This is a genomic window from Luteibacter rhizovicinus (genome assembly GCF_004342265.1).
GTDB classification, from domain to species: Bacteria; Pseudomonadota; Gammaproteobacteria; order Xanthomonadales; family Rhodanobacteraceae; genus Luteibacter; species Luteibacter rhizovicinus_B.
On the sequence record NZ_SMCS01000002.1, the window covers coordinates 262,865 to 282,183 of the forward strand.

Below are 19,319 nucleotides of genomic sequence, written 5' to 3' on the forward strand. Positions count from 1 at the left end.
GGACATGTGGGAGCTTGCGCTCCTACATGTCCGTCATGGCGGCCCGCGCGTCGATCACTGCTTGCTGCGATACGCGAACCGCTCCGCGCGTTGGCTGATCGAGGTCGATAATCAGCATGCCGGCCAGCGTCAGCAACACGAACAGCATCGTCGTCGACCAGCGCATCCGCCCTTTTTCCCAACCGACCAGCGTCGCCACCACTACCGCATAAAGCAGTAGCAGCACGAGCACGAGCACGCGACGCGGCACATGGGCGGCACGGGCCGCCTTCCGCGACGCCGCCAGATCGAATGTCTCGTTGACGGTCGATATCACCGAAGCGGCAAGTGCCGTGCCACGAACGGGCTCCAGTCCACCAGTCATGGTGGACCAGATGCGTGTCTGCAAGGCACTGGTGCGGGCGTAACTGGCCGCTTCCGCCTCGTCGGTCGGCGCACTGCCATAGACGACGCGCTCGTCCGCATAGGTTCGCAGCAAGGGATTGAGTGCCTCTCGGGTATCGGCATCCAGCAGCTGCGTTCGCAGCCATGTGGTCCCGATCGCATTGCCTTCGGCGACGACCAGCTCGCGACGCGCGTCGTACCGATTCAGACTCATCGAGAACGTAAAGCTCACCAGTAGCGCAAGCAGTCCGAGGACGGTCGTCAGCGTAAATCCGTCCGAAGCCGGCTCCGTGGCGTCCGCCCCGCGAAGGCGGCTGCGCGCCAGCAGGCCGAGCTCCCTGGCTGCAACAAGAGCCGCCAGCACCACCAGGCCGAAAAGCCAGAGCGCCCAGTCGATATCCGCACCGTCGCTTCCTGGCATCAATAGTGATCCTGTCGCTGGATAAGGATATCGACCGTGCGCGGCGCGCCATCGACGACGAGTTCGAGCCGGATGGTCGATTCCCGACCAAGCGCGTCCACCGCTTTCTTACCGGACGGAAATTCCCAATGCAAATTCAGCACCTGGGGCTGTGTGATCGCCACACCTTCGTACTCATGGTCATGGGGAGGGTAGCTCTGCCCCTGCAGGATCCAGCTGGCCCGCGTCAGGCTCACGGCATGCTTTCCGGGATTGACCGTGATCGCCGGATGCAGGGTGATGTCCGACTTGCTCACGACCAGGACCGGCATGGAAACACGCCAGTCGTAACCACCCAATACGTAATTGCCATCGGCGCTCTCGATCCAGCCTTGCGGGGCATAGACCTGCTGACGCAATGCACACGCGCTCACCATGGCAAGCGAAAGCGCCAGTACGGCGCAGAAGAGCAAACGAAGAAGCCGCGGGTGTCCGGTCATACAGTAAGAGTTGCCTCCCCCAGAACTGCCGGCCAGCGCAGTTGTTCGGGTCCGCCCCCGGTAGAAGTACCTAGGCTGCCCGTTGGCATCGATTTAGCACGATCCAGTCGCAACCTTCCGCGAGACGGATCAAAGCCTTCGGGAAGGAGGCCCGGGACGTATTATTTTGATCTTTTTCTTATGCCATTTGGCACCCCCGTCCGGGCGCCCGGCGCGGCAGCGCAAGAGGTCTTTAGATCGACATAAATACGGCATTTATCCCTACAAACTGTTGCGTAGCAACACGTCGAAAAGACGTCTGGACGGCCGTACTTTCTTGTCGCGATGCGGCTAGACACAAACAAATTTGTGCTGTAAACCATCTCACTAGCCTATTTGGATCGTGACAAATAGGTGTTTCACAGGTGACGGTTCCGGGTACGCGCTTTGGCAGCGAGGGGGAAGTCATGCCTTTCGTTTCCGCGGCTCGGCTACCGCATCGTTTCGGGGGCTTTGACTTACATCGGGGAAGGCATGAACAAGAAGTTGCTGATACGCAGGCACGCTTTGGCACTGGCTGTCGCCACGTGCTTCGGTGCCGCGACGGGCGCTTACGCCCAGTCCACTACGGGTAATCTCTACGGCACCGTGCCGGCGGCCGCTGGGGAGACGGTCACTATCGAAAGCACCAATGGTCTGAAGCGCGAAGTTCCGGTCGACGCGACCGGCCACTACGTGGCCAACCAGCTGCCACTGGGTACTTACACGGTCACCCTTCGTCGCGATGGCAATGTCGTCGACCAGCGCAAGGACATCGCGCTGCGCGTCGGTACCAGTACCGACGTGTCGTTCGCGGCCGCCGCAGCTGGCGCCACCGCCGCAACGGACCTCGGCGGGGTGACGGTCACCGGCACGTCGCTACCGCCGATCGACGTCACCAGCGTCGACTCCCGCACGGTCATCACCTCCGAGCAGCTCGCCCGCCTGCCGCTCGGCCGTTCGGCCGAAGCCATCGCACGCCTCGCGCCGGGCGTGGTCAACAACGGCGGCGGTTTCACCAGTGACACGAACCGTTCGGTGGCAAGCTTCGGTGGCTCCGCCGCCACCGAGAACGCCTACTACATCAACGGCTTCAACACGACCGATCCCCTCAATGGACTCGGTGGCCTGCAGTTGCCTTACGGTGCCATCGACCAGCAGGAGGTCTACACCGGCGGTTACAGCGCGCAATATGGTCGCTCCGACGGCGGCGTCATCAGCCAGGTGGGCAAGCGCGGTAGCAATGAATGGCACTTCGGCGCGCAGGTGCTGTGGGAGCCCGGATTCGCTCGCGCCAGCAACAAAGACCTGTACTACACCAGTCCGCCCAAGTCGCAGGTGGCCGGCACCCTGTACCAGCCCAAGAGCCAGAACGAGACCTGGACCACGACGGTCAGCGCATACGCAGGTGGCCCGCTGATCAAGGACAAACTGTTCTTCTTCGTAGCCGCCGAGTTCGAACGCAAGCAGCAGAAGAACGTCAACGCCGTCGACAACACCTCGACGCCGGCGTCGGACAACCGGTTCAACGCGCCTCGCTGGTACTCCAAGCTCGACTGGAACATCACCGACAGCAACATCCTGGAGTTCACGGGAGCGTCGGACAAGCGCGAAGGCAGCGGCACGCGTTACAAGTACAACTACACCGACCGCACGCGCGGTGCCGTCATCGGTCCCGTCGACGATACGAAAACCGGTGGCGATCTCTATCTTGCAAAGTACACCGGCTACATCACCGACGACCTGACGGTCAGTGCGATGTACGGCGAAATGAAAACCAAGAACTACGACGTTCCCGGCAACTACGATCCGAACCTGACCCGCGTCACCGGCATCACCAGCCAGAATCCAGCGCTCAACGGTGGCACGCCCATCGGGAATAGCCAGGTGACGTCGCTTGCCAATCCCGGGCGAAGCAACAAGCAGACGAACTTCCGCTTCGACGTCAGTTATCACATTGGCGACCATACGATTGCCGTCGGCGTCGACAACATGAAGTCCGAGGCAAACGATCAGGGCACGTTCGATCCGGGTCCGGGTTACACCTGGAATTACCGCGTCACCAATACGCCGAATCAGCCCATCTCGTCCGGCAGCGCATCGGGTGCCAATTTCGTTCCGGCTCCCGCGCTGTTCCCGAACGGCGCCGGCGGCTATTACGTGGGCCGGAACATTTCGAACAATTCGGTCAGCGTCCGTTCCGATCAGCGCGCGCAGTACATCGAGGACAAATGGCAGCTCACGGACCGTTGGCTGCTATCGCTCGGCCTGCGTAACGACCAGTTCACCGACTACAACCCGAGCGGACAGGCATTCATCACGCAGACGAAGCCGCAGTGGGCGCCACGCCTCGGCGCCAGCTGGGACGTCTATGGCGATGGCAGCTTCAAGGTCTTCGCCAACGCAGGCCGTTACTATCTCGGCCTGCCGCTCAACCCGGCCACGGGTGCCGCATCGGGCTACGTTTCCACGCAGCAGTACTACACGTACAGCGGCATCGCGGCGGACGGCACGCCGACCGGGCTTACGCAGATGAGCGGCGTGGTTTCGGCTAACAACTCCTACGGCATCTCTCCCGATCCGCGAACCGTTACGGCGAAAAACCTGAAGGCGGAGAATCAGGACGAATTCATCATCGGCTTCGATAAGGTGATCGGCAAGAACTGGATCGCCGGAATGAAGGCTACGCAGCGCAAGCTCAACAATGCCATCGACGACTACTGCCAGATCGACCGCGTGCAGGCGAAGGCTACGGCACTCGGATACAACGTCGTCCCGAACAACAGCTGCTATCTGATCAATGCCGGCGCAAGCAATACATTCACTCTCGTGAACCCAGCCGGTACCGTATACGAAGTGCCTCTTTCGCGCGACGAAATGGGCTTCCAGCAGCTGAAGCGTAAGTATTACAGCCTCGAAACGTTCGTCGAGCACACGTTCGACGGCACCTGGTACGGCAAATTCGACTACGTCTTCTCCCGCAGCTACGGCAACACCGAAGGACAGGTTCGTTCGGATCTTCGTCAGAGCGGCGCGTCGGCAAGCGAAGACTGGGATAACGCCCAGATCATGGAGAACGCTGGCGGCGTCCAGAACAACGACCATACCCATGTCTTCAAGGCATACGGTTACTGGCAGGTCGCTCCGGAATGGCAGCTGTCGGGTAACCTCGCAGCCGTATCGGGTTCGCCGGAAATCTGCCTGGGTTACTACGGTCCCGACCATTCCGACCCGGTGTCCTATGGCAACGCCTACCACTTCTGCGACGGCAAGCCTTCGCCGCCGGGTAGCCATGGCCGCCTGCCATGGACGTTCCAGCTCGACCTCGGCGTGACCTACCGTCCGACGTTCGCGGACGAGAAGCTCGCATTCTCGGCCAACGTCTTCAACGTACTGAACCAGCAGCGCGCAACATTCCGCAATCCCAACAAAGAAGGCGATTCGCCGAACACGCCGAATCCGCAGTACCGCATCCCGCTGTATACGCAGGACCCGCGCTATGCACGTCTGACGGTTAGCTACGACTTCTGATAACGATTCACTATGGGGATGCCCAAACATCCCCTTGCGCCCTTCGAGTCCTTCGGTGCCTCCCCCACCGAAGCCCTCCAAGGGCGCTTTTTTTTGGCTCTTCACGCATTAGCGGAGACGATCTCGCGCGCCTTGCCGCTCTTTGGGTAAGGACAGCCGCTGGATGGCTCGTGTTGGCAGCGGCTTCGTCGGCTCACGCTCGTGCGTCGGGGAAGCCGCGACCGGGTTGGCCCTTGGGGCCTTCGGCGCCGTCCCTGCGGGAGCGGGCCGTAGCGCCGCTTCGCTCCGTCAATGGGTATCGCGGCCCTCGGCTAAGGCGGCCCCAAGGGCCAACCCGGCCACGGCACCGTCGACTGCGGTTTGCTGTGGGAGAGCGTGAGCGGAGCACGTGGATGGCGCGGACCGGCATGCGGTCGTCTATCGCCATGCGTCGACGCCATGCTTTCCTCCACGTGACCGCAGCATCCGGAAGAGCCGTCGGCCACCACCCTCGACGCGACTTGCGCAACCGAGCGCGGCGGGCGGATCAGGCCCGCAGGGGGCGGACCTGGACGGTCCGCCGTTTTTGCTGAGGCAGGGATGCCGAATCAAAAACCCCCGCCCGCAGCGCGGGCGCGACGGGGCGCAGCCATCAGACACAAGCCGCGCAGCGGCTCTCCCTTCCCGAGCGACGGTGAAGCCGGAGCGTCGAGGGTGGTGGCCGACGGCTCTCCCCCGAAGCGTCACAGCGCGAAAGCGATGGCGAAGCCGAGCCCTGAGTGAAGAACCTCTTTTTAAGCCTCCGGCTGTTCGCCCGCCGCCGCGACGATGGTTTCCACGTAACCGAGGATTTCCGCGACGGGCAGATCGAAGACGCCGGCGTCGCCGTTGACGAAGGCCTGGGTCCAGACGTCGTAACCGGCGCGCCACTCCGTGTCCTCGGCGGCGATGCCGTCGATTTCGAGAACGCTGGCGTCCAGCGCGGCGCGGTCGACGGGGATATGCGGCAACGATCTCTGCAAACCGCCTTCCACGCGATGGTTCCGAAGCTTCAGGTCGGTAATCGAGACATGGAAAACTTCGCCAAGCCCGGGCAACGCTTCGATCGCGCGAATGATGACCCGCGACCCGTCTTCATTTGGCCGGGTGCGATACGACCATATCTGGCCTTCGGCGTACACGTGCTGAGTCATCGTGCTTTCCTGCTGGATAAGCACGCCATCTTAGATCAGGCGTGCGCGATCGCATCGCCGCGACGCTCGTACAGCGCCGATGCCACGACCACGCCCAGACCGCCGAGTGCCACGAAAGCCCCCATCAACGGCAGATTGGTGAGCGGCAAACCGGCGGCGATCACGACACCGCCCAACCATGCGCCCGTGGCGTTGCCGACGTTGAAAGCGCCCTGGTTCAGTGTCGAAGCGAGGTTGGGTGCCGCGCGCGCCTGATCCAGAACGCGGACCTGCGCGGCGGGGACCACCGCGAAGGAGAAGATGCCCCAGACGAACAGGGTGACCAGCGTCGCGATCTGGAAATGGCTGGTCCACGCGAAGATCGCGAGAACCACGGCGTTGCACACGAACAGCGCGGCCAGCACCGGCATCAGCTTCCAGTCGGCCAGACGGCCGCCGAGAAGGCCGCCCACCGTGATGCCCGCGCCGAACAGCAACAGGACCCAGCTCTTGGCGTGATCGGAGAAATGCGTCACGTCGCGCAAGATGTACGCGATATAGGTGAATACGGTGAACATGCTCACCGAGGCCAGCGTGCTCACCAGCAGCGCCATCTGCACGCGCGGCGTCGCGATGGCACGGAACTCGCGGAGCATGCTCTGCTCTGCCTGCATCGGAATAGTCTTCGGCAACCAAAGCGCGAGCGCCGCCGCGGCCGCCACGCCGATAAGCGTCACCGCCATGAAGGTCGAGCGCCAACCCGCCACCTGCCCAAGCGCCGTACCGAACGGGACGCCCAGCACGTTCGCCAGCGTGAGGCCGGTGAACATCAGCGCCACGGCCTGCGCGCGCCGCTCGGGAACGAGGTCCGCCGCCACCACGGCGCCGATACCGAAGAAGGCGGCATGACAGAAGGCGGTCACCACGCGCGCCGCCATCAGCAGACCGTAATTCGGCGCGATGGCGCACAGCACGTTGCCGAGGACGAACATGCCGATCAGCGTCAGCAGCGCTTTGCGCCGGGGCCAGCGGGCGGTCACCAGCGCCAGCACGGGCGCCCCGATTGCCACGCCAATGGCATAGCCGGATACCAGCATGCCGGCCGCGGGCGCGGTCACGCCCAGGTCGGCGGCCACCTCGGGCAGCAGGCCCATGATGACGAATTCGGTGGTGCCAATGCCGAACGCGGCAATGGCAAGGGCAAGTAGGGGCAGGTACATGGGTGCGAGTTTACGCCCTAATGTTGCGCCGCACCATAAAGTGTCCGGCCACCCCCAATTCGCTTATCCTATGCAGCTATCGCGTGGACACAGGGTCCGTCGCGGGCTCGCAAGGCAACCGGCCATCCGCGCCGTTCCCCAGCCAGAGCCCTCTTATCTGGAAGGCATTCACATGGTGGCAATGGCGACCGAACACGTCATCGACGTGCATCACTGGAACGACACCCTTTTCAGCTTCCGCACCACGCGGGACCCGGGGTTCCGCTTCGAAAGCGGGCATTTCGTCATGATCGGCCTCGAAGTCGACGGGCGTCCCCTGATGCGCGCCTATTCGATCGCCAGCGCCAACTACGAGGAACACCTGGAGTTCTTCAGCATCAAGGTGCAGAACGGCCCGCTGACCTCCCGTCTGCAGCACCTGAAGCCGGGCGACCCGATCATCGTCAGCCGCAAGCCGACGGGCACGCTGGTGCTGAACGACCTGAAGCCCGGCAAGCGCCTTTACCTGCTGGGTACCGGCACCGGTCTCGCACCCTTCCTCAGCATCATCCGCGATCCGGAAACCTACGAGCGCTTCGACACCGTCGTGCTGGCGCACGGTGTCCGTCATGCGAACGACCTGGCCTACTCCGACTATCTGGAGAAAGAGCTGCCCGCCCACGAATACCTCGGAGACATGGTGCGCGAGAAGCTCGTCTACTACCCGACGGTCACGCGCGACGACTTCCGCAATCGCGGCCGCATCACCGATGCCATCGCGGATGGCGAAATGGCCCGCGCCACGGGACTGCCCCCGCTCGACCCGGCGCATGACCGCGTCATGCTCTGCGGTAGCCCGTCGATGCTGGACGATATCTGCGCACTACTCGACGGCCGCGGTTTCCAGGCTTCGCCGCGCACGCGCGAACCGGGCGATTACGTGATCGAGCGGGCGTTCGTGGAGAAGTAACGTCCGGCCGGATCGCGCGAGCCCCGATCGCGGCTGCGCAACGCGGCGGTTCGTTCGGTCAGCGCCTGATCCGCCCTTGCCCCTCGTTGTCCCAATACCCGAACACCTTCCGCGCGATCAGCTTGTAAAGCCGCTTGCCCGTCGCTCGCCATAGCCGCGAATGCGGCGCGGGCTGCGCGAGAATATCGCGCTGACGCAGACTCAGGCGCTCAGGCACGTAGGTGCGCTTGTGCTTGAGTAGATGCCGCAGGTCCTCGCGCGCCAGCAGGCGGAACAACCGCCCCCGCTTACCGCGCGTCCACGCGATCTGGAAATCCACCAGTCCGGGCGAGCCATCTTCCCGCACCAGCCAGTTCGGCTCCTTCGCCAGATCGTTGTGGACGATGCCGCGACGATGCAGCACGGCAAGCAGGCGCAGCGCGTCGCGGTAATACGCCGGATCGCGCGGCTGCCCCGCCTGCATCGGCTTGCCCGCCATATAACTCCGCTCCAGATGCCGGCCATCCCAGGCCAGCAGACGCGGCACGCCGTCGATACCGTCCAGACGCGAAAGCGCACGGGCCTCCCGGGCAGCGGCGCGGCGCGCGAACGAACGCGCCCACCAGCGTGCCGCGCCGATGTCGCGGCGAATGAAGGTGACGCCATCGCGCTCGACGCATTCGATGCGGCCGAGTTCGTCGGCCTTGAGCAGCGTGACGGTCTCCGTTGTCGTGGATTCCACGTTTTTCCTTCGATTCATTGACACCGCTCCCACCGACGACCGTTAAACTGTGCGCTCGCAGGGAGAAATGACGATGTTTGTGCGACACATCCTGTCGCTGGTTTTCGCGACCGCCGGGCTCGCCGCCTGCAAAGGCGGATCCGATAAAGCAGTGGACGATACGGCCGCGGTGCCCGCCGCGTCGGCTTCGGTCGACGCCAAGGATAACGAAAGCGGACCCGATGGCCTGTATACGGTCGAACTGAAGGTACCCCAGCTGGCTGCCGAACAGGCGCCGCTGAAAACCGTCATCGACAACTACGTGACGGCGCAGAAGAAGGCTTTCCTCACCAGTCTGGACGCCCCGGGCGCGCGCGATCGTGCGCGCGAATTGCCGTGGGACCTCAATCTGGACGTCGCCGTCGCCGCCCGCACCGATCGCTTCGTCAACGTACAGGTCGATGGTTCGGCATTCACCGGCGGTGCGCATCCGGCGCCGATCGTCGACAGTTTCACCTACGACTCACAGGCCCGGCGCGTCGTCACGCTGCCGGAGTTCTTCACGGACCCGCAGGCCGCCGAAACCGCCTTCGCCGCCGAATCGCGACGCCAGCTACTCGGCGCGCTGGACGACCAGGACGATCCGCTCGCTTCCACCAGCGAGCAGGTCGACGAAGGCACGGCGCCGGGCAAGGACCACTATCGCGTATTTACCCTGCTGACCGGCGACGATGGCAAGGTGCACGGCCTGACCTTTATCTTCCCGCCCTATCAGGTGGCTTCGTACGCTGCCGGCGCGCAGGCCGTGGATATTCCGACCGAGATCTTCGCCTCGTACCTGAAGCCCGAATACCGCGACGCCTTCCGCTGATGACGCTGGATATCGTTCTTTATGTCGTGGCCGCATTGCTGGTGGTCGCGGGCGTCGCGGGAGCGATCCTACCCGCGCTGCCGGGTATTCCGCTGATCTTCGCGGGACTGTGGCTGGCCGCGGGCACCGACGGTTACCGGCATGTGGGCTTGTGGTGGCTGCTCGGTATCGCCGCTGCCGGACTGATCGGCGTCGGGGTCGATTTCATCGCCGGCACATTGGGCGCAAAGCGGGTCGGCGCGAGCTCGCTGGCGTTATGGGGCGCGGCGATCGGCACGCTGGTCGGGATGTTCTTCGGCCTTCCCGGTCTGTTGCTCGGGCCGTTTCTCGGCGCGGTCGCCGGCGAGCTGATGTCCGGCAACAGTGCCCTGCGCTCCGCGCACGTCGGGGTCAGTGCATGGTTCGGCATGCTGCTCGGCACGCTGGTAAAGCTGGTCGTCTCTCTGGTGATGATCGGCCTGTTCGGCTTCGCCTTCCTTTTCAACTGATCGGCCTTCCGGCACATAGTCTCCCTTCCCGGCGGCAGCTACCCTGCCCCGATACAGAGGGAGACATCCATGTTCCGACGCCTGGCACTCGCCACCGCCCTGTCCTTCGCCATCGGCGCCGTCAGCGCCCAGTCCGCCACCCCTCCCGCCTGGATCGCGCACAGCAATGCGGATGCGCAGATCCTGCTGGACGTCGTCGCGAAGTTCAGCCCCGAATCGGCATCCAGCTTTGGTCTGGACGGCTACGACCGGAAGGTGGCGGATCTCGGCCCCGATATCGACCAGCGGCAGCGCGTGGCGCTGACCGGGGCCAGGACGAAGCTCGAAACCCGCCTGACCCAGGAAAAGGACACCAATGTCCGGCAGGATCTTCAGATCCTGATCCACCAGATCGACTCCCAGCTCAAAGGCATCGACCTCAACGCCCGCTACCTGCTTCCCTATCAGGACGTCGGCCAGCTTATCTTCGGCGGCGAATTCGCCCTGCTCAAGGATGAAATCGCACCGGAGCGTCGCGTCGCCGCCGTCGACCGCCTGAAGTGCTATGTCGGTATGACACCGGGCTGCACGCCGATCGTCGACGAAGCCAAGGCCCGTACTACCGAGCGGCTGGGCGACAAGAACCTGCTTGGACCGTACAAGGGCGACGTCGAACAGAAACTCGGCAACACCGCCCGCTACACCGACGGCGTACGCAAGCTCTTCGCCAAGTACAAGATCGCGGGCGCCGACGAAGCCCTGGACAAGATGGACGCCCAGATGAAGGGCTACGACGCCTGGGTCAAGGCGACGATCCTGCCCCGCGCACGGACGGACTTCCGCCTGCCCGAGCCGCTTTACGCGTACAACCTCGAGCAGGTCGGCCTGGACATCGCGCCGCGCGAGTTGATCAAGCAAGCGGAACTCGAGTTCATGGAAACCCGCTACGCGCTGCAGACGCTTGCGCCCGTGGTGGCGAAGGCCGAGGGCCTGCCCGATGGCGATTACCGCGCGATCATCAAAGCGCTGAAGAAAAAGCAGCTCGACAAGAACGCCGTCGAACCGACCTATCAGGACGTGCTCGGCAAGATCGAAGCGACTATCGTCAAAGAACGCATCGTCGAACTGCCCAAACGGAAGATGGCATTGCGTCTGGCCTCGGAAGCCGAGAGCGCCGCCGTCCCCGCACCGCACATGGACCCGCCACCCTTCGTCAACAACAAGGGCGAACGCGGCACCTTCGTACTGACCATGGGCAACCCGCCGACGAGCGGCGCCAAGTCGGATGCCTATGACGACTTCACGTTCCCCGCCGCTGCGTGGACGCTGACCGCGCACGAAGGGCGCCCGGGTCACGAGTTGCAATTCGCGGCCATGGTGGAACGCGGGGTGTCCCTGACGCGCAGCCTGTTCGCGTTCAACAGCGTCAACGTCGAGGGCTGGGCACTTTATGCCGAAGCGGAGATGGTGCCGTACGAGCCACCCGCCGGCCAGTTCGTCGCGCTGCAGTTCCGGCTGCTGCGCGCCGCGCGCGCGTTCCTCGACCCGATGCTCAATCTCGGTCTGATTACCCGCGACCGGGCCCACGACATCCTCGTCGAGGACGTGGGCATGTCCGAAGCGATGGCGCGTCAGGAACTGGATCGCTATACGTTCAATTCGCCCGGTCAGGCCACGGCGTATTTCTACGGATACACGCGCATCCTGCAGCTACGTGCCGAAACCGAAATCCGTCTGGGCAAGCGCTTCGACCGGAAGGCGTTCAACGACTTCCTGATCGCGCAGGGCTTGCTTCCGCCCGATCAGCTGGCCGAGGCGGTACGCACGGGATTCATGACGAAATAGAAGATCGGACCCGGCGCGCCGCTCAGCGCGGCGCGTCGGGAATGACGTAAAGCAGCACGGCCAGGTAATGCAGAACGCTGCCGGCCAGCACGAAGAAATGCCATATCGCGTGGTGATAGGGCAACCGCCGCGCCATGTAGAACGGAACGCCGGCGGTATATGCCAGGCCGCCGGCAAACAGCAGCACGAGCCCTCCCGTTTCGACATGCGTACGCAGGGGCTCGATGGCCACGACGGCAACCCAGCCCATGGCGACATAGAGGAACACTGCAGCCTTGCGATACCGCTTGAGCATACCCAGCTCCAGCGCACTGCCGACGATCGCGATTCCCCAGATCGTCCCGAACAGACTCCAGCCCCACGCGCCCGGCAGGGCCAGCAGCGTGAATGGCGTATACGTACCGGCGATCAGCAGGAAGATCGCGATATGGTCCAGCGTCCGCAACACACGCTTGGCCATGACGCCGGGAATCGCGTGATACAGAGTCGAAGCCGTGTACAGCAGGATCAGCGTCGTGCCGAAAACGGAGCTGGCCACCACGGCACGCGCGCCACCGTACAAAGCCGCGAAGGCGACCAGCACGGCGAGTCCGGCGATGCTCGCCACAAGCCCGATCCCATGAATCACGCTGCTGGCGACTTCTTCGCCATGCGGATATTGGGGCGACGCTGTGCTTGCGTTGACGGCCATGGTGTCTCCAATAGTTTTAAACGCCGCGGGGCGAACCACGCCGGGGTACGGTACCCCAGAGCCCACCAAATGAGAACCGTTCCCGACACCGCGCCATCTCATTTGGACGTCCAATGTTAAGAACGACCTCACCCGGCCTGAACATTCAGCGAAGCTCTCCCGTCATAACGTGTGCGTCGCCGGAAACGATCTCCCCCGATTCACCGGCCCTCTGCCCACCCTCCCGGTGGGCATTTTTTTTCCGCGCGCTTGACCCGACCGGCCTTGAGGTGTTCCATCGCCACATGACCATCGAACTCCTGTTGCACCTGGGTCGTCTTCCGCCGCAAGGCGCAAGCCTGCGTGCGGCCCTCATACTCGCCAAACGCATCGGGGCGCACCTCGACGGCCTGTATGTCGTCGACCTGCCAGCCGCGGCATTCACCGTCCCCGAGGCGGTGCCGATGCAACTGGACGCCGTCCGGCAACGCGCCACCGACGCGCGAGCCATGGCCGGCGAATGGCAGACACTCCTCGAACCGCGGGGCCTCGCCGGCAACTGGCGTGTCGGCAACGGCGATACCGTGCAATTGCTGGTCCATGCCTCGGCCGGTTACGACCTGCTGATCATGGAGCGCGGCGGCACGATGCGCGGCGATGCGCCGGTCGGCTTCGGCGTCGTGTCGCGAACCGTCTTCGGCAGCAACCGTGGCGTCCTGGTGATACCCGAGCAGGCTCCCGTCAACAGTCTCGGCGACAACGTACTCATCGCCTGGAACGGCAGCAAGGAATCGGCGCTGGCAGTACGTGCCGCCCTGCCCCTGCTGCGCAAGGCCGGCAAGGTCACGGTCATCGACGGCAGTCGCGACCAGGACAACGATGTCTGTTCGCTGCCCGACACGAATATCTGCGGCTGGCTCGATACGCACGACATCAAGGCGGACGTCAGGCGCCTGGACGAAGCCGCCGTCGCGGCACCCGGCCCGGCCCTGCTGGATATGGCCCATGCCGACAACGTCGACCTGATCGTCATGGGTGCCTGGGGGCGTTCGCGCCTGTCGGAGATGGTCCTCGGCGGCACGACCCGTTACCTGTTCATGCAGAGCGACGTACCCATGCTGGTCGCCAACTAGCGGACGTCTATACGCCCGCTTGCAAAGACGTCGCAGACATGCTGTTCTGTAGCCGGACCTGAACGCATCCCCACCCGGCCATCCGCCGGAGGCGTTCCGAGACCGCGCTCTACCTTCCCTCATCGTCAGGAGGTGGCTCATGTCGTCCGCACGTCCGCAATTCCTCGCCGAAGTTCATCCCGACACGGTTCGCATCGTGGCCATGAGTGCGGCCATCGCGCTCAATGCCGCGGTCCTGCTCGCCGCCATGCGCCCTATGGCCGCGGATATATCGCTGATCGAAGTCGCCAAGCCTTTCGCCATCGCATGGCACGAACCGCCGCCGGTCGCGCCGATCCCGCCACCCATCGATCTGAAGCCGATACCCGCGACACCGCACGCGCCGACGGCGGCAGCGACGCCGCATCCCACACCCGCTCCCGTTGCGGTCAGCACGCCGACCGACGAAGGCACGATCGCGCCGGTTCCCGTCACTCCCTCCATCGCGCCGCCCACCGATGCCGCACCCGTCACGGCGGCGCCGCTGGCGGGCGTCACGCTCGCCTATGTATCGGCGCCAGCGCCTGCTTACCCGACGATCGCGGTGCGTCGCCATCTCTCCGGCACGGTTGTGCTTCGTGTGCTGGTAGACGAATCGGGCAAGCCGATCGATGTGGTCGTGGAGTCGAGTAGCGGCCACGACGTGCTCGACAAGGCAGCGCGAGAGCAGGTACTTGCGAAATGGACGTTCCAGCCTGCGCAAACCAACGGTCAGCATGTAAAGGCGTGGGCACGCGTGCCCGTCACTTTCGATCTGCGTAGTCTGTAACGCGCCCGGCGATGGCGTGCCGCAGTCCTCACTGCGACCGCGGCACACCATCGCCGAACGTCACCCGTTCCCTCATCGTCATTCCGGCGCACGCCGGAATCCGCGGCGAGGCGATCGGTGATCGCGACGGCGATGGTCGCTTTCAAGCGGACACTTCAGCGTTCGGGCTTGCCCTCACGTGGTCGCTGCGGACCCCGGCGTGCGCCGGGGTGACGGTGAGGAATGTCCAGTTCGCACGCAGGTCTTGTGTAGGAGCGCTCTTGAGCGCGATGTCCTCGAGGTTGCGGGAAGTGCTGAATCACCGTTATCGCGATAACCCACTGCACCGCACTGGGCTCCTGCCTGCGCAGGAGCGACGGTGAGGGGATGGGATTTTCGCAGCGATAGCTGGGTCAGACATGGCGCGCAGCGCAACCAGGCACGAGGGATACCCGTCCCTCGTGCACGGAAAGAGCATTCAATGCGTCGTCGGCGCCGCCTGCGTGACCACCACCTGCGGACGGCGAGCCGAACGTGCGATCAGCCAGACGATCACAGCGACGAGCAGTACCGGCGCAAGCAACGGCAGCATCGCGATGGCCACGATCGGGCCGGCGATCAGCAGGGCCAATCCGCCGAACAGCACGCCGAGCACACTAGCGATGATGCTGAACACGCCGCCGATGATGCCGAAGGCGAGCTTGAACACCGCGCCGATCAGCGCGAAGACCAACCAGAACGAAACGACAAGCATAACGAGCGCGGTAAAGACGATCATCGGTATTCCTCCAGCGAAAGACGCCAACCAACCCGTGCGTCCGGTACGGCTTCGATGCACGGGCCGCCAGAAGAGTTTAAAGGCGATTTCATCAAGGAATACTCCCGATTCGGCCCTGGGGTTACGCCCGTTTAACGGCCAGCATGGTCCACTCCCGCCCATCAAGGTTTGGGGCGGCCCTTATGGGAAATCGTTCATCCGTCATCAGAACCCTGCGTGATGTCGCATTCGACTGTAGCGGAGGGCAACATCCCGATCTCGCCCTTATGGGACGGGAGCTCGGGCGTGTGATCCACAGCCGTAGCGGCGAGCTGGATGCCGCGCTGGGTACGCTGCGCGAGCGCCGTCGCGGCTTCGAGCGCTGGCTGGTGGCCGAGCGCGCGAAGCCCGGCATCAGCGTGCTCGTCATGGCGTGGCCGGCGAACTACGCCACGCCCGTGCACGATCACGGCGGCCTGTGGGGTCTGGAGGCCGCGATTTCGGGTGCACTCGAAGTCGAATCCTTTCTGCACGATCCGGTCGACCGCTCGCTGCGCAGCCAGGGCCGCACCTGGCTTGGCCCCGGCGATGCCACGTGGTTCGACGCCGCCGAAACGCACACGCACCGCTGTCGCAATTTGTCGCGGCAGGAAACCGCGCTGACGCTTCACGTGTATGGTGGCGATCTGGCACAGTACCTCGCGTACGAGCAACCGGGCCCATCCGGGCACTGGATCGCTCGTCCTCGGCATTCGGAAATAGCCGGACGCCTGACGGCCTGACCAGGAAAAGCGTCAACGACCGCCACGGGGCGAAGGATCAAACATGTTTCGAAAGGTCGCCATCATCGGCGGCGGCGCTGCGGCCGCAACGCTGGTGAGCGAATTGCTGGAACGGCGTACGACCCAGCCGTTACATCTTTACTGGTACACCGGCGACGGTTCGGGCCGCGGCATCGCTTATGGCACGCGGTCTCCGCACCATCTGCTGAACGTGCGTGCCGCGTCGATGGGTATGTTCGCGAGCAAGCCGCAGGGCTTCCTCGAATACGCCCAGGCGGCGGACCCGACGGTTTCCGGTTCGGATTTCCTGCCGCGTCGCCTTTACGGCGAATACCTGGAGTCGCGCGTCGCGCAGGCGATGGCCAAGGCATCGGCTTCGGGGCATGAAGTCCGCCAGATTCCCTTTACGGTCGATTCGCTGGTACCCGAGCCCAGTGGCGTTACGGTCGGTTATGGCGACGAGTCGAACCAGACCGACGCCGCCGTGCTGGCCATCGGCTCGCTGCCGCCACGCTCGCTGCCCGGCGTCGACGCCGACGTCATCGCCAGCGGCCGCTATATCACCGATCCCTGGCCGTTCCTTGCGAACGCGGAACCCGATGAGCGCCCTCTTCGCGTGCTGGTCATCGGGCTTGGCCTGACCGCCGTCGACGTACTGCTCGATCTCTCCGAGCGCTGGCCCAACGCGACATTCACCGCGTTGTCGCGCCACGGTCTGCTGCCCGAAGCGCATCTCAGTGCCGCGTCGGCACCGGCAGGCGATGGGGCGGAGCTGGTCGAAGCACTGGAAGACGATCCGAATATCCGCATGTGGATCGCCCGTCTGCGCGAAGCGACGGAGCACGCCGACGACTGGCGCGTCGTCACGGACAGCCTGCGGTCGGTGACATCGAAACTCTGGACGCTGTTGCCCGACGAGCAGCGCTCGCGCTTCCTGCGTCACGCACGCTGGGCATGGGAACGTGCCCGCCACCGTATGCCACCCCAGGTTGCCGAAAGCATCGCCGCCATGGAAAAAGCCGGCCGCTTCCTCCGCGGTCGCGGCCGGATGCAGACGGTGAAGCTCGCCGACGATGGCTCGCTGTCCGTCACGCGCGTCAAGCCGGGCGGCGTGAAGGAAACCGCCAGCTTCGATGTCGTCGTGCAGACGGTCGGTCTCAACACCGACACACTGCGTACCGAGCACCCCCTCGTGCGCCAGTTGGTGACCAACGGGCATGCCAGACCCGAAGCACTGGGCCTGGGTTTTGCGGCACAGGCCAACGGCGCCCTGCTGGACGGCGACGGCAAGCCGCGCCCGAACCTGTTCGCCATCGGCACGCTGCTGCGCGGGGCGCTGTGGGAGTCCACGGCGATGCCAGAAATCCGCGTACAGGCGCGCAATCTGGCCGACACGCTGCTGCGCGACCAGGGATGATCGTTACGTACAAGCGAGCAGGGCTCCGGTGGAGCACCATGCAAGACCACCGGAACATCACATAGCCGCGGCGATAGTGGCACCCCGGCTCAGAAACGAGAGGATCGCAGCATGCGTGCCGATATCGAAGAAGGCTTCATGGTGTTCATCGCCGACGGACAGGACGGCATCGGTTCGGTGCGCCAGCTCAAGCGCGACACCGACGAACTGGTCGTCTACATCGAGAACGCGGGCGACTTCGTCGTACCGGCTTCGGCTGTCGCGGAAGTGCACTCGGGCAAGGTGATCCTCAACCTGCATCACCTCGGTGCCGATCTGCGCGAAGCCATCCGTCACGCGCGGGATTCCGAATACCCGCACTGACGGGTTTCTATCGCGCAGGAAGGAACGGCGTCACTTTGCGCTCGAGCAACCGCACGAGTTCGGGCTGCATGAATTCGTAATCGTCGGGAATATCCAGACAGACGACGCGTGCCCCGCCGAGGCTGGCGCGGAATTTTTCCGCCAGCTTACGGCGATGACTCTTCTCCATCACGAAGATCAGGTCGGCCCATTGCACGAGTTCGTTCGACACCGGCACATCGGCGTCGTGCTTCAGACCCGCCGAGGCGACCTCGATACCCGGCCAGTCCGCGAAGACATGCTCCGCGGTCGGACTGCGCAGGCGGTTCTGTCCGCAGATGAAAAGAATGGTTTGCATGACGAACTTTCAGAACCCTTCCAGCACCACCTTGCCGATCGCACCAGAACTCTCCAGAAGCGCATGCGCCCTGCGCAGATTCGCGGCATCGATTTTTCCGAAGTTCTCGCGCATGGTGCTGCGCAAAACACCCGCGTCGACGAGATCGGCAACTTCGTTGAGGATCTTGTGCTGCCGGATCATGTCCTCGGTCCTGAACAGCGAACGAGTAAACATCGACTCCCAATGCAGCGAGATGCTCTTGCGCTTCAGTGCGGTGATGTCGAGCGGTTCGGCGGGATCGTCGATGAGACCGAGCTTGCCCTGCGGTTTCAGCAGGTCGACCAGCGCGGCATAGTGCTTTTCGGTATGAGTGAGGCTCATGACGTAGTCGACGCCTTCCGGCGCCACGGCGCGCACTTCGTCGCCGAGCGGCTTGCTGTGGTCGACGACGTGATGCGCGCCTAGCTGCGTGACCCAGTCGCGCGTTTCCGCACGCGATGCCGTGCCGATGACCGTGAGACCGGTGAGCCGGCGAGCGAACTGCACGGCCATGGAGCCGACGCCACCGGCCGCCCCGACGATCAGCAATGTGCCGGCCTTGCCCTGGGTGCCGGGCGCGACGCCCAGGCGATCGAACAGCAGCTCCCATGCCGTCAGCGATGTCAGCGGCATCGCGGCGGCTTCGGCGAAGCCGAGTGTCGACGGCTTGCGGCCCACGATGCGCTCGTCGACGACATGCAGTTCGCTGTTCGCGCCCGGCCGGTCGATCGCGCCGGCATAGAACACCGTATCGCCTTTCCTGAACAACGTGACTTCGGCACCTGTCGCTACGACGGTACCGGCGACGTCCCATCCGAGCACCTTGTCGGCGCCTTCGGGATCCATGCGCTGACGGACTTTCGTGTCGACCGGATTGACCGAGATGGCTTCGACACGGACCAGCAGGTCGCGCCCCTGCGCCACGGGCTCGGGCAGTTCGACGTCGATCAGGCTGTCCTCGCGATCGATGGACAGCGGCTTGCGATAGGCAACGGCTTTCATGCATCAGCTCCGGG

General features: G+C 64.2%; 19 protein-coding genes. 10 read left to right on the plus strand and 9 right to left on the minus strand.

The window, feature by feature from the left end; genetic code table 11:
• Window positions 1–22: 22 nt before the first annotated feature.
• Window positions 23–805 (minus strand): hypothetical protein, encoded by a 783-nt coding sequence (locus tag EC912_RS05310; protein ID WP_132142107.1) that lies wholly within the window; start codon window positions 803–805, stop codon window positions 23–25.
• Entirely contained in the window at window positions 805–1,284 is a 480-nt protein-coding gene (locus EC912_RS05315; RefSeq protein WP_132142108.1) for a hypothetical protein, read from the minus strand. The genes EC912_RS05310 and EC912_RS05315 overlap by 1 nt, the downstream gene beginning before the upstream one ends.
• A 513-nt stretch (window positions 1,285–1,797) precedes the next feature.
• Between EC912_RS05315 and EC912_RS05320 the strand changes: the two genes are divergently transcribed.
• The gene (locus EC912_RS05320; protein WP_132142109.1) at window positions 1,798–4,833 is read left to right on the plus strand and encodes a TonB-dependent receptor; all 3,036 of its coding nucleotides are present in this window, start codon (window positions 1,798–1,800) and stop codon (window positions 4,831–4,833) included.
• A gap of 773 nt (window positions 4,834–5,606) precedes the next feature.
• Here EC912_RS05320 and EC912_RS05325 read toward each other — a convergent pair.
• Together EC912_RS05325 and EC912_RS05330 are read right to left on the minus strand one after the other, a co-directional pair.
• The gene (locus EC912_RS05325; protein WP_132142110.1) at window positions 5,607–6,005 is read right to left on the minus strand and encodes a hypothetical protein; all 399 of its coding nucleotides are present in this window, start codon (window positions 6,003–6,005) and stop codon (window positions 5,607–5,609) included.
• A 35-nt stretch (window positions 6,006–6,040) separates the two neighbouring features.
• A complete protein-coding gene (locus tag EC912_RS05330) occupies window positions 6,041–7,204 on the minus strand; it encodes an MFS transporter (protein ID WP_132142111.1) in 1,164 nt (387 codons plus the stop codon).
• A 172-nt stretch (window positions 7,205–7,376) separates the two neighbouring features.
• On the opposite strand from EC912_RS05330, the gene EC912_RS05335 reads away from it, so the two are divergent.
• On the plus strand, window positions 7,377–8,153 hold the full coding sequence (locus EC912_RS05335; protein ID WP_132142112.1) for a ferredoxin--NADP reductase: 777 nt from the start codon (window positions 7,377–7,379) through the stop codon (window positions 8,151–8,153).
• A 58-nt stretch (window positions 8,154–8,211) separates the two neighbouring features.
• Here the strand turns inward: EC912_RS05335 and EC912_RS05340 are convergent, their stop codons facing one another.
• Window positions 8,212–8,874 carry a serine/threonine protein kinase gene (locus EC912_RS05340; protein WP_243649162.1) on the minus strand — a complete coding sequence of 221 codons (663 nt, stop codon included), beginning with the start codon at window positions 8,872–8,874 and terminating at the stop codon, window positions 8,212–8,214.
• A gap of 73 nt (window positions 8,875–8,947) precedes the next feature.
• Here EC912_RS05340 and EC912_RS05345 point away from each other — a divergent pair, with 73 nt between their 5' ends.
• The 3 genes from EC912_RS05345 to EC912_RS05355 all read left to right on the plus strand — a co-directional run bounded on the left by EC912_RS05345 (window position 8,948) and on the right by EC912_RS05355 (window position 12,036).
• Entirely contained in the window at window positions 8,948–9,724 is a 777-nt protein-coding gene (locus EC912_RS05345; RefSeq protein ID WP_165973517.1) for a DUF3298 and DUF4163 domain-containing protein, read from the plus strand.
• Window positions 9,725–9,729: 5 nt separating this feature from the next.
• Window positions 9,730–10,212 carry a DUF456 domain-containing protein gene (locus EC912_RS05350; protein WP_132142808.1) on the plus strand — a complete coding sequence of 161 codons (483 nt, stop codon included), beginning with the start codon at window positions 9,730–9,732 and terminating at the stop codon, window positions 10,210–10,212.
• A 69-nt stretch (window positions 10,213–10,281) separates the two neighbouring features.
• Complete coding sequence (locus tag EC912_RS05355; RefSeq protein ID WP_132142115.1) at window positions 10,282–12,036, plus strand: DUF885 domain-containing protein; 1,755 nt, start codon at window positions 10,282–10,284, stop codon at window positions 12,034–12,036.
• Window positions 12,037–12,058: 22 nt separating this feature from the next.
• Here EC912_RS05355 and trhA read toward each other — a convergent pair whose 3' ends face one another.
• Entirely contained in the window at window positions 12,059–12,727 is a 669-nt protein-coding gene (gene trhA / locus EC912_RS05360) for a PAQR family membrane homeostasis protein TrhA (protein ID WP_132142116.1), read from the minus strand.
• Window positions 12,728–13,011: 284 nt separating this feature from the next.
• On the opposite strand from trhA, the gene EC912_RS05365 reads away from it, so the two are divergent.
• The gene (locus tag EC912_RS05365; RefSeq protein WP_165973518.1) at window positions 13,012–13,839 is read left to right on the plus strand and encodes a universal stress protein; all 828 of its coding nucleotides are present in this window, start codon (window positions 13,012–13,014) and stop codon (window positions 13,837–13,839) included.
• Window positions 13,840–13,978: 139 nt separating this feature from the next.
• A complete protein-coding gene (locus EC912_RS05370; protein WP_132142118.1) occupies window positions 13,979–14,647 on the plus strand; it encodes an energy transducer TonB in 669 nt (222 codons plus the stop codon).
• Between the two features lie 457 nt (window positions 14,648–15,104).
• On the opposite strand, the gene EC912_RS05375 is transcribed toward EC912_RS05370, so the two are convergent.
• Window positions 15,105–15,404 (minus strand): hypothetical protein, encoded by a 300-nt coding sequence (locus EC912_RS05375; protein ID WP_132142119.1) that lies wholly within the window; start codon window positions 15,402–15,404, stop codon window positions 15,105–15,107.
• A gap of 287 nt (window positions 15,405–15,691) precedes the next feature.
• Here EC912_RS05375 and EC912_RS05380 point away from each other — a divergent pair, with 287 nt between their 5' ends.
• From EC912_RS05380 to EC912_RS05390, 3 genes are all read left to right on the plus strand, one after another.
• Window positions 15,692–16,165 (plus strand): cysteine dioxygenase, encoded by a 474-nt coding sequence (locus EC912_RS05380; RefSeq protein ID WP_243649163.1) that lies wholly within the window; start codon window positions 15,692–15,694, stop codon window positions 16,163–16,165.
• A 43-nt stretch (window positions 16,166–16,208) separates the two neighbouring features.
• Window positions 16,209–17,582, plus strand: a complete 1,374-nt coding sequence (locus EC912_RS05385) for an FAD/NAD(P)-binding protein (protein WP_132142121.1) — start codon at window positions 16,209–16,211, stop codon at window positions 17,580–17,582.
• Window positions 17,583–17,693: 111 nt separating this feature from the next.
• Window positions 17,694–17,945, plus strand: a complete 252-nt coding sequence (locus tag EC912_RS05390; RefSeq protein WP_132142122.1) for a hypothetical protein — start codon at window positions 17,694–17,696, stop codon at window positions 17,943–17,945.
• A gap of 7 nt (window positions 17,946–17,952) precedes the next feature.
• Here EC912_RS05390 and EC912_RS05395 read toward each other — a convergent pair whose 3' ends face one another.
• A complete protein-coding gene (locus EC912_RS05395; protein WP_132142123.1) occupies window positions 17,953–18,282 on the minus strand; it encodes a low molecular weight protein tyrosine phosphatase family protein in 330 nt (109 codons plus the stop codon).
• 9 nt (window positions 18,283–18,291) lie between these two features.
• Window positions 18,292–19,305 carry a zinc-binding alcohol dehydrogenase family protein gene (locus EC912_RS05400; RefSeq protein WP_132142124.1) on the minus strand — a complete coding sequence of 338 codons (1,014 nt, stop codon included), beginning with the start codon at window positions 19,303–19,305 and terminating at the stop codon, window positions 18,292–18,294.
• Between the last annotated feature and the right edge of the window lie 14 nt (window positions 19,306–19,319).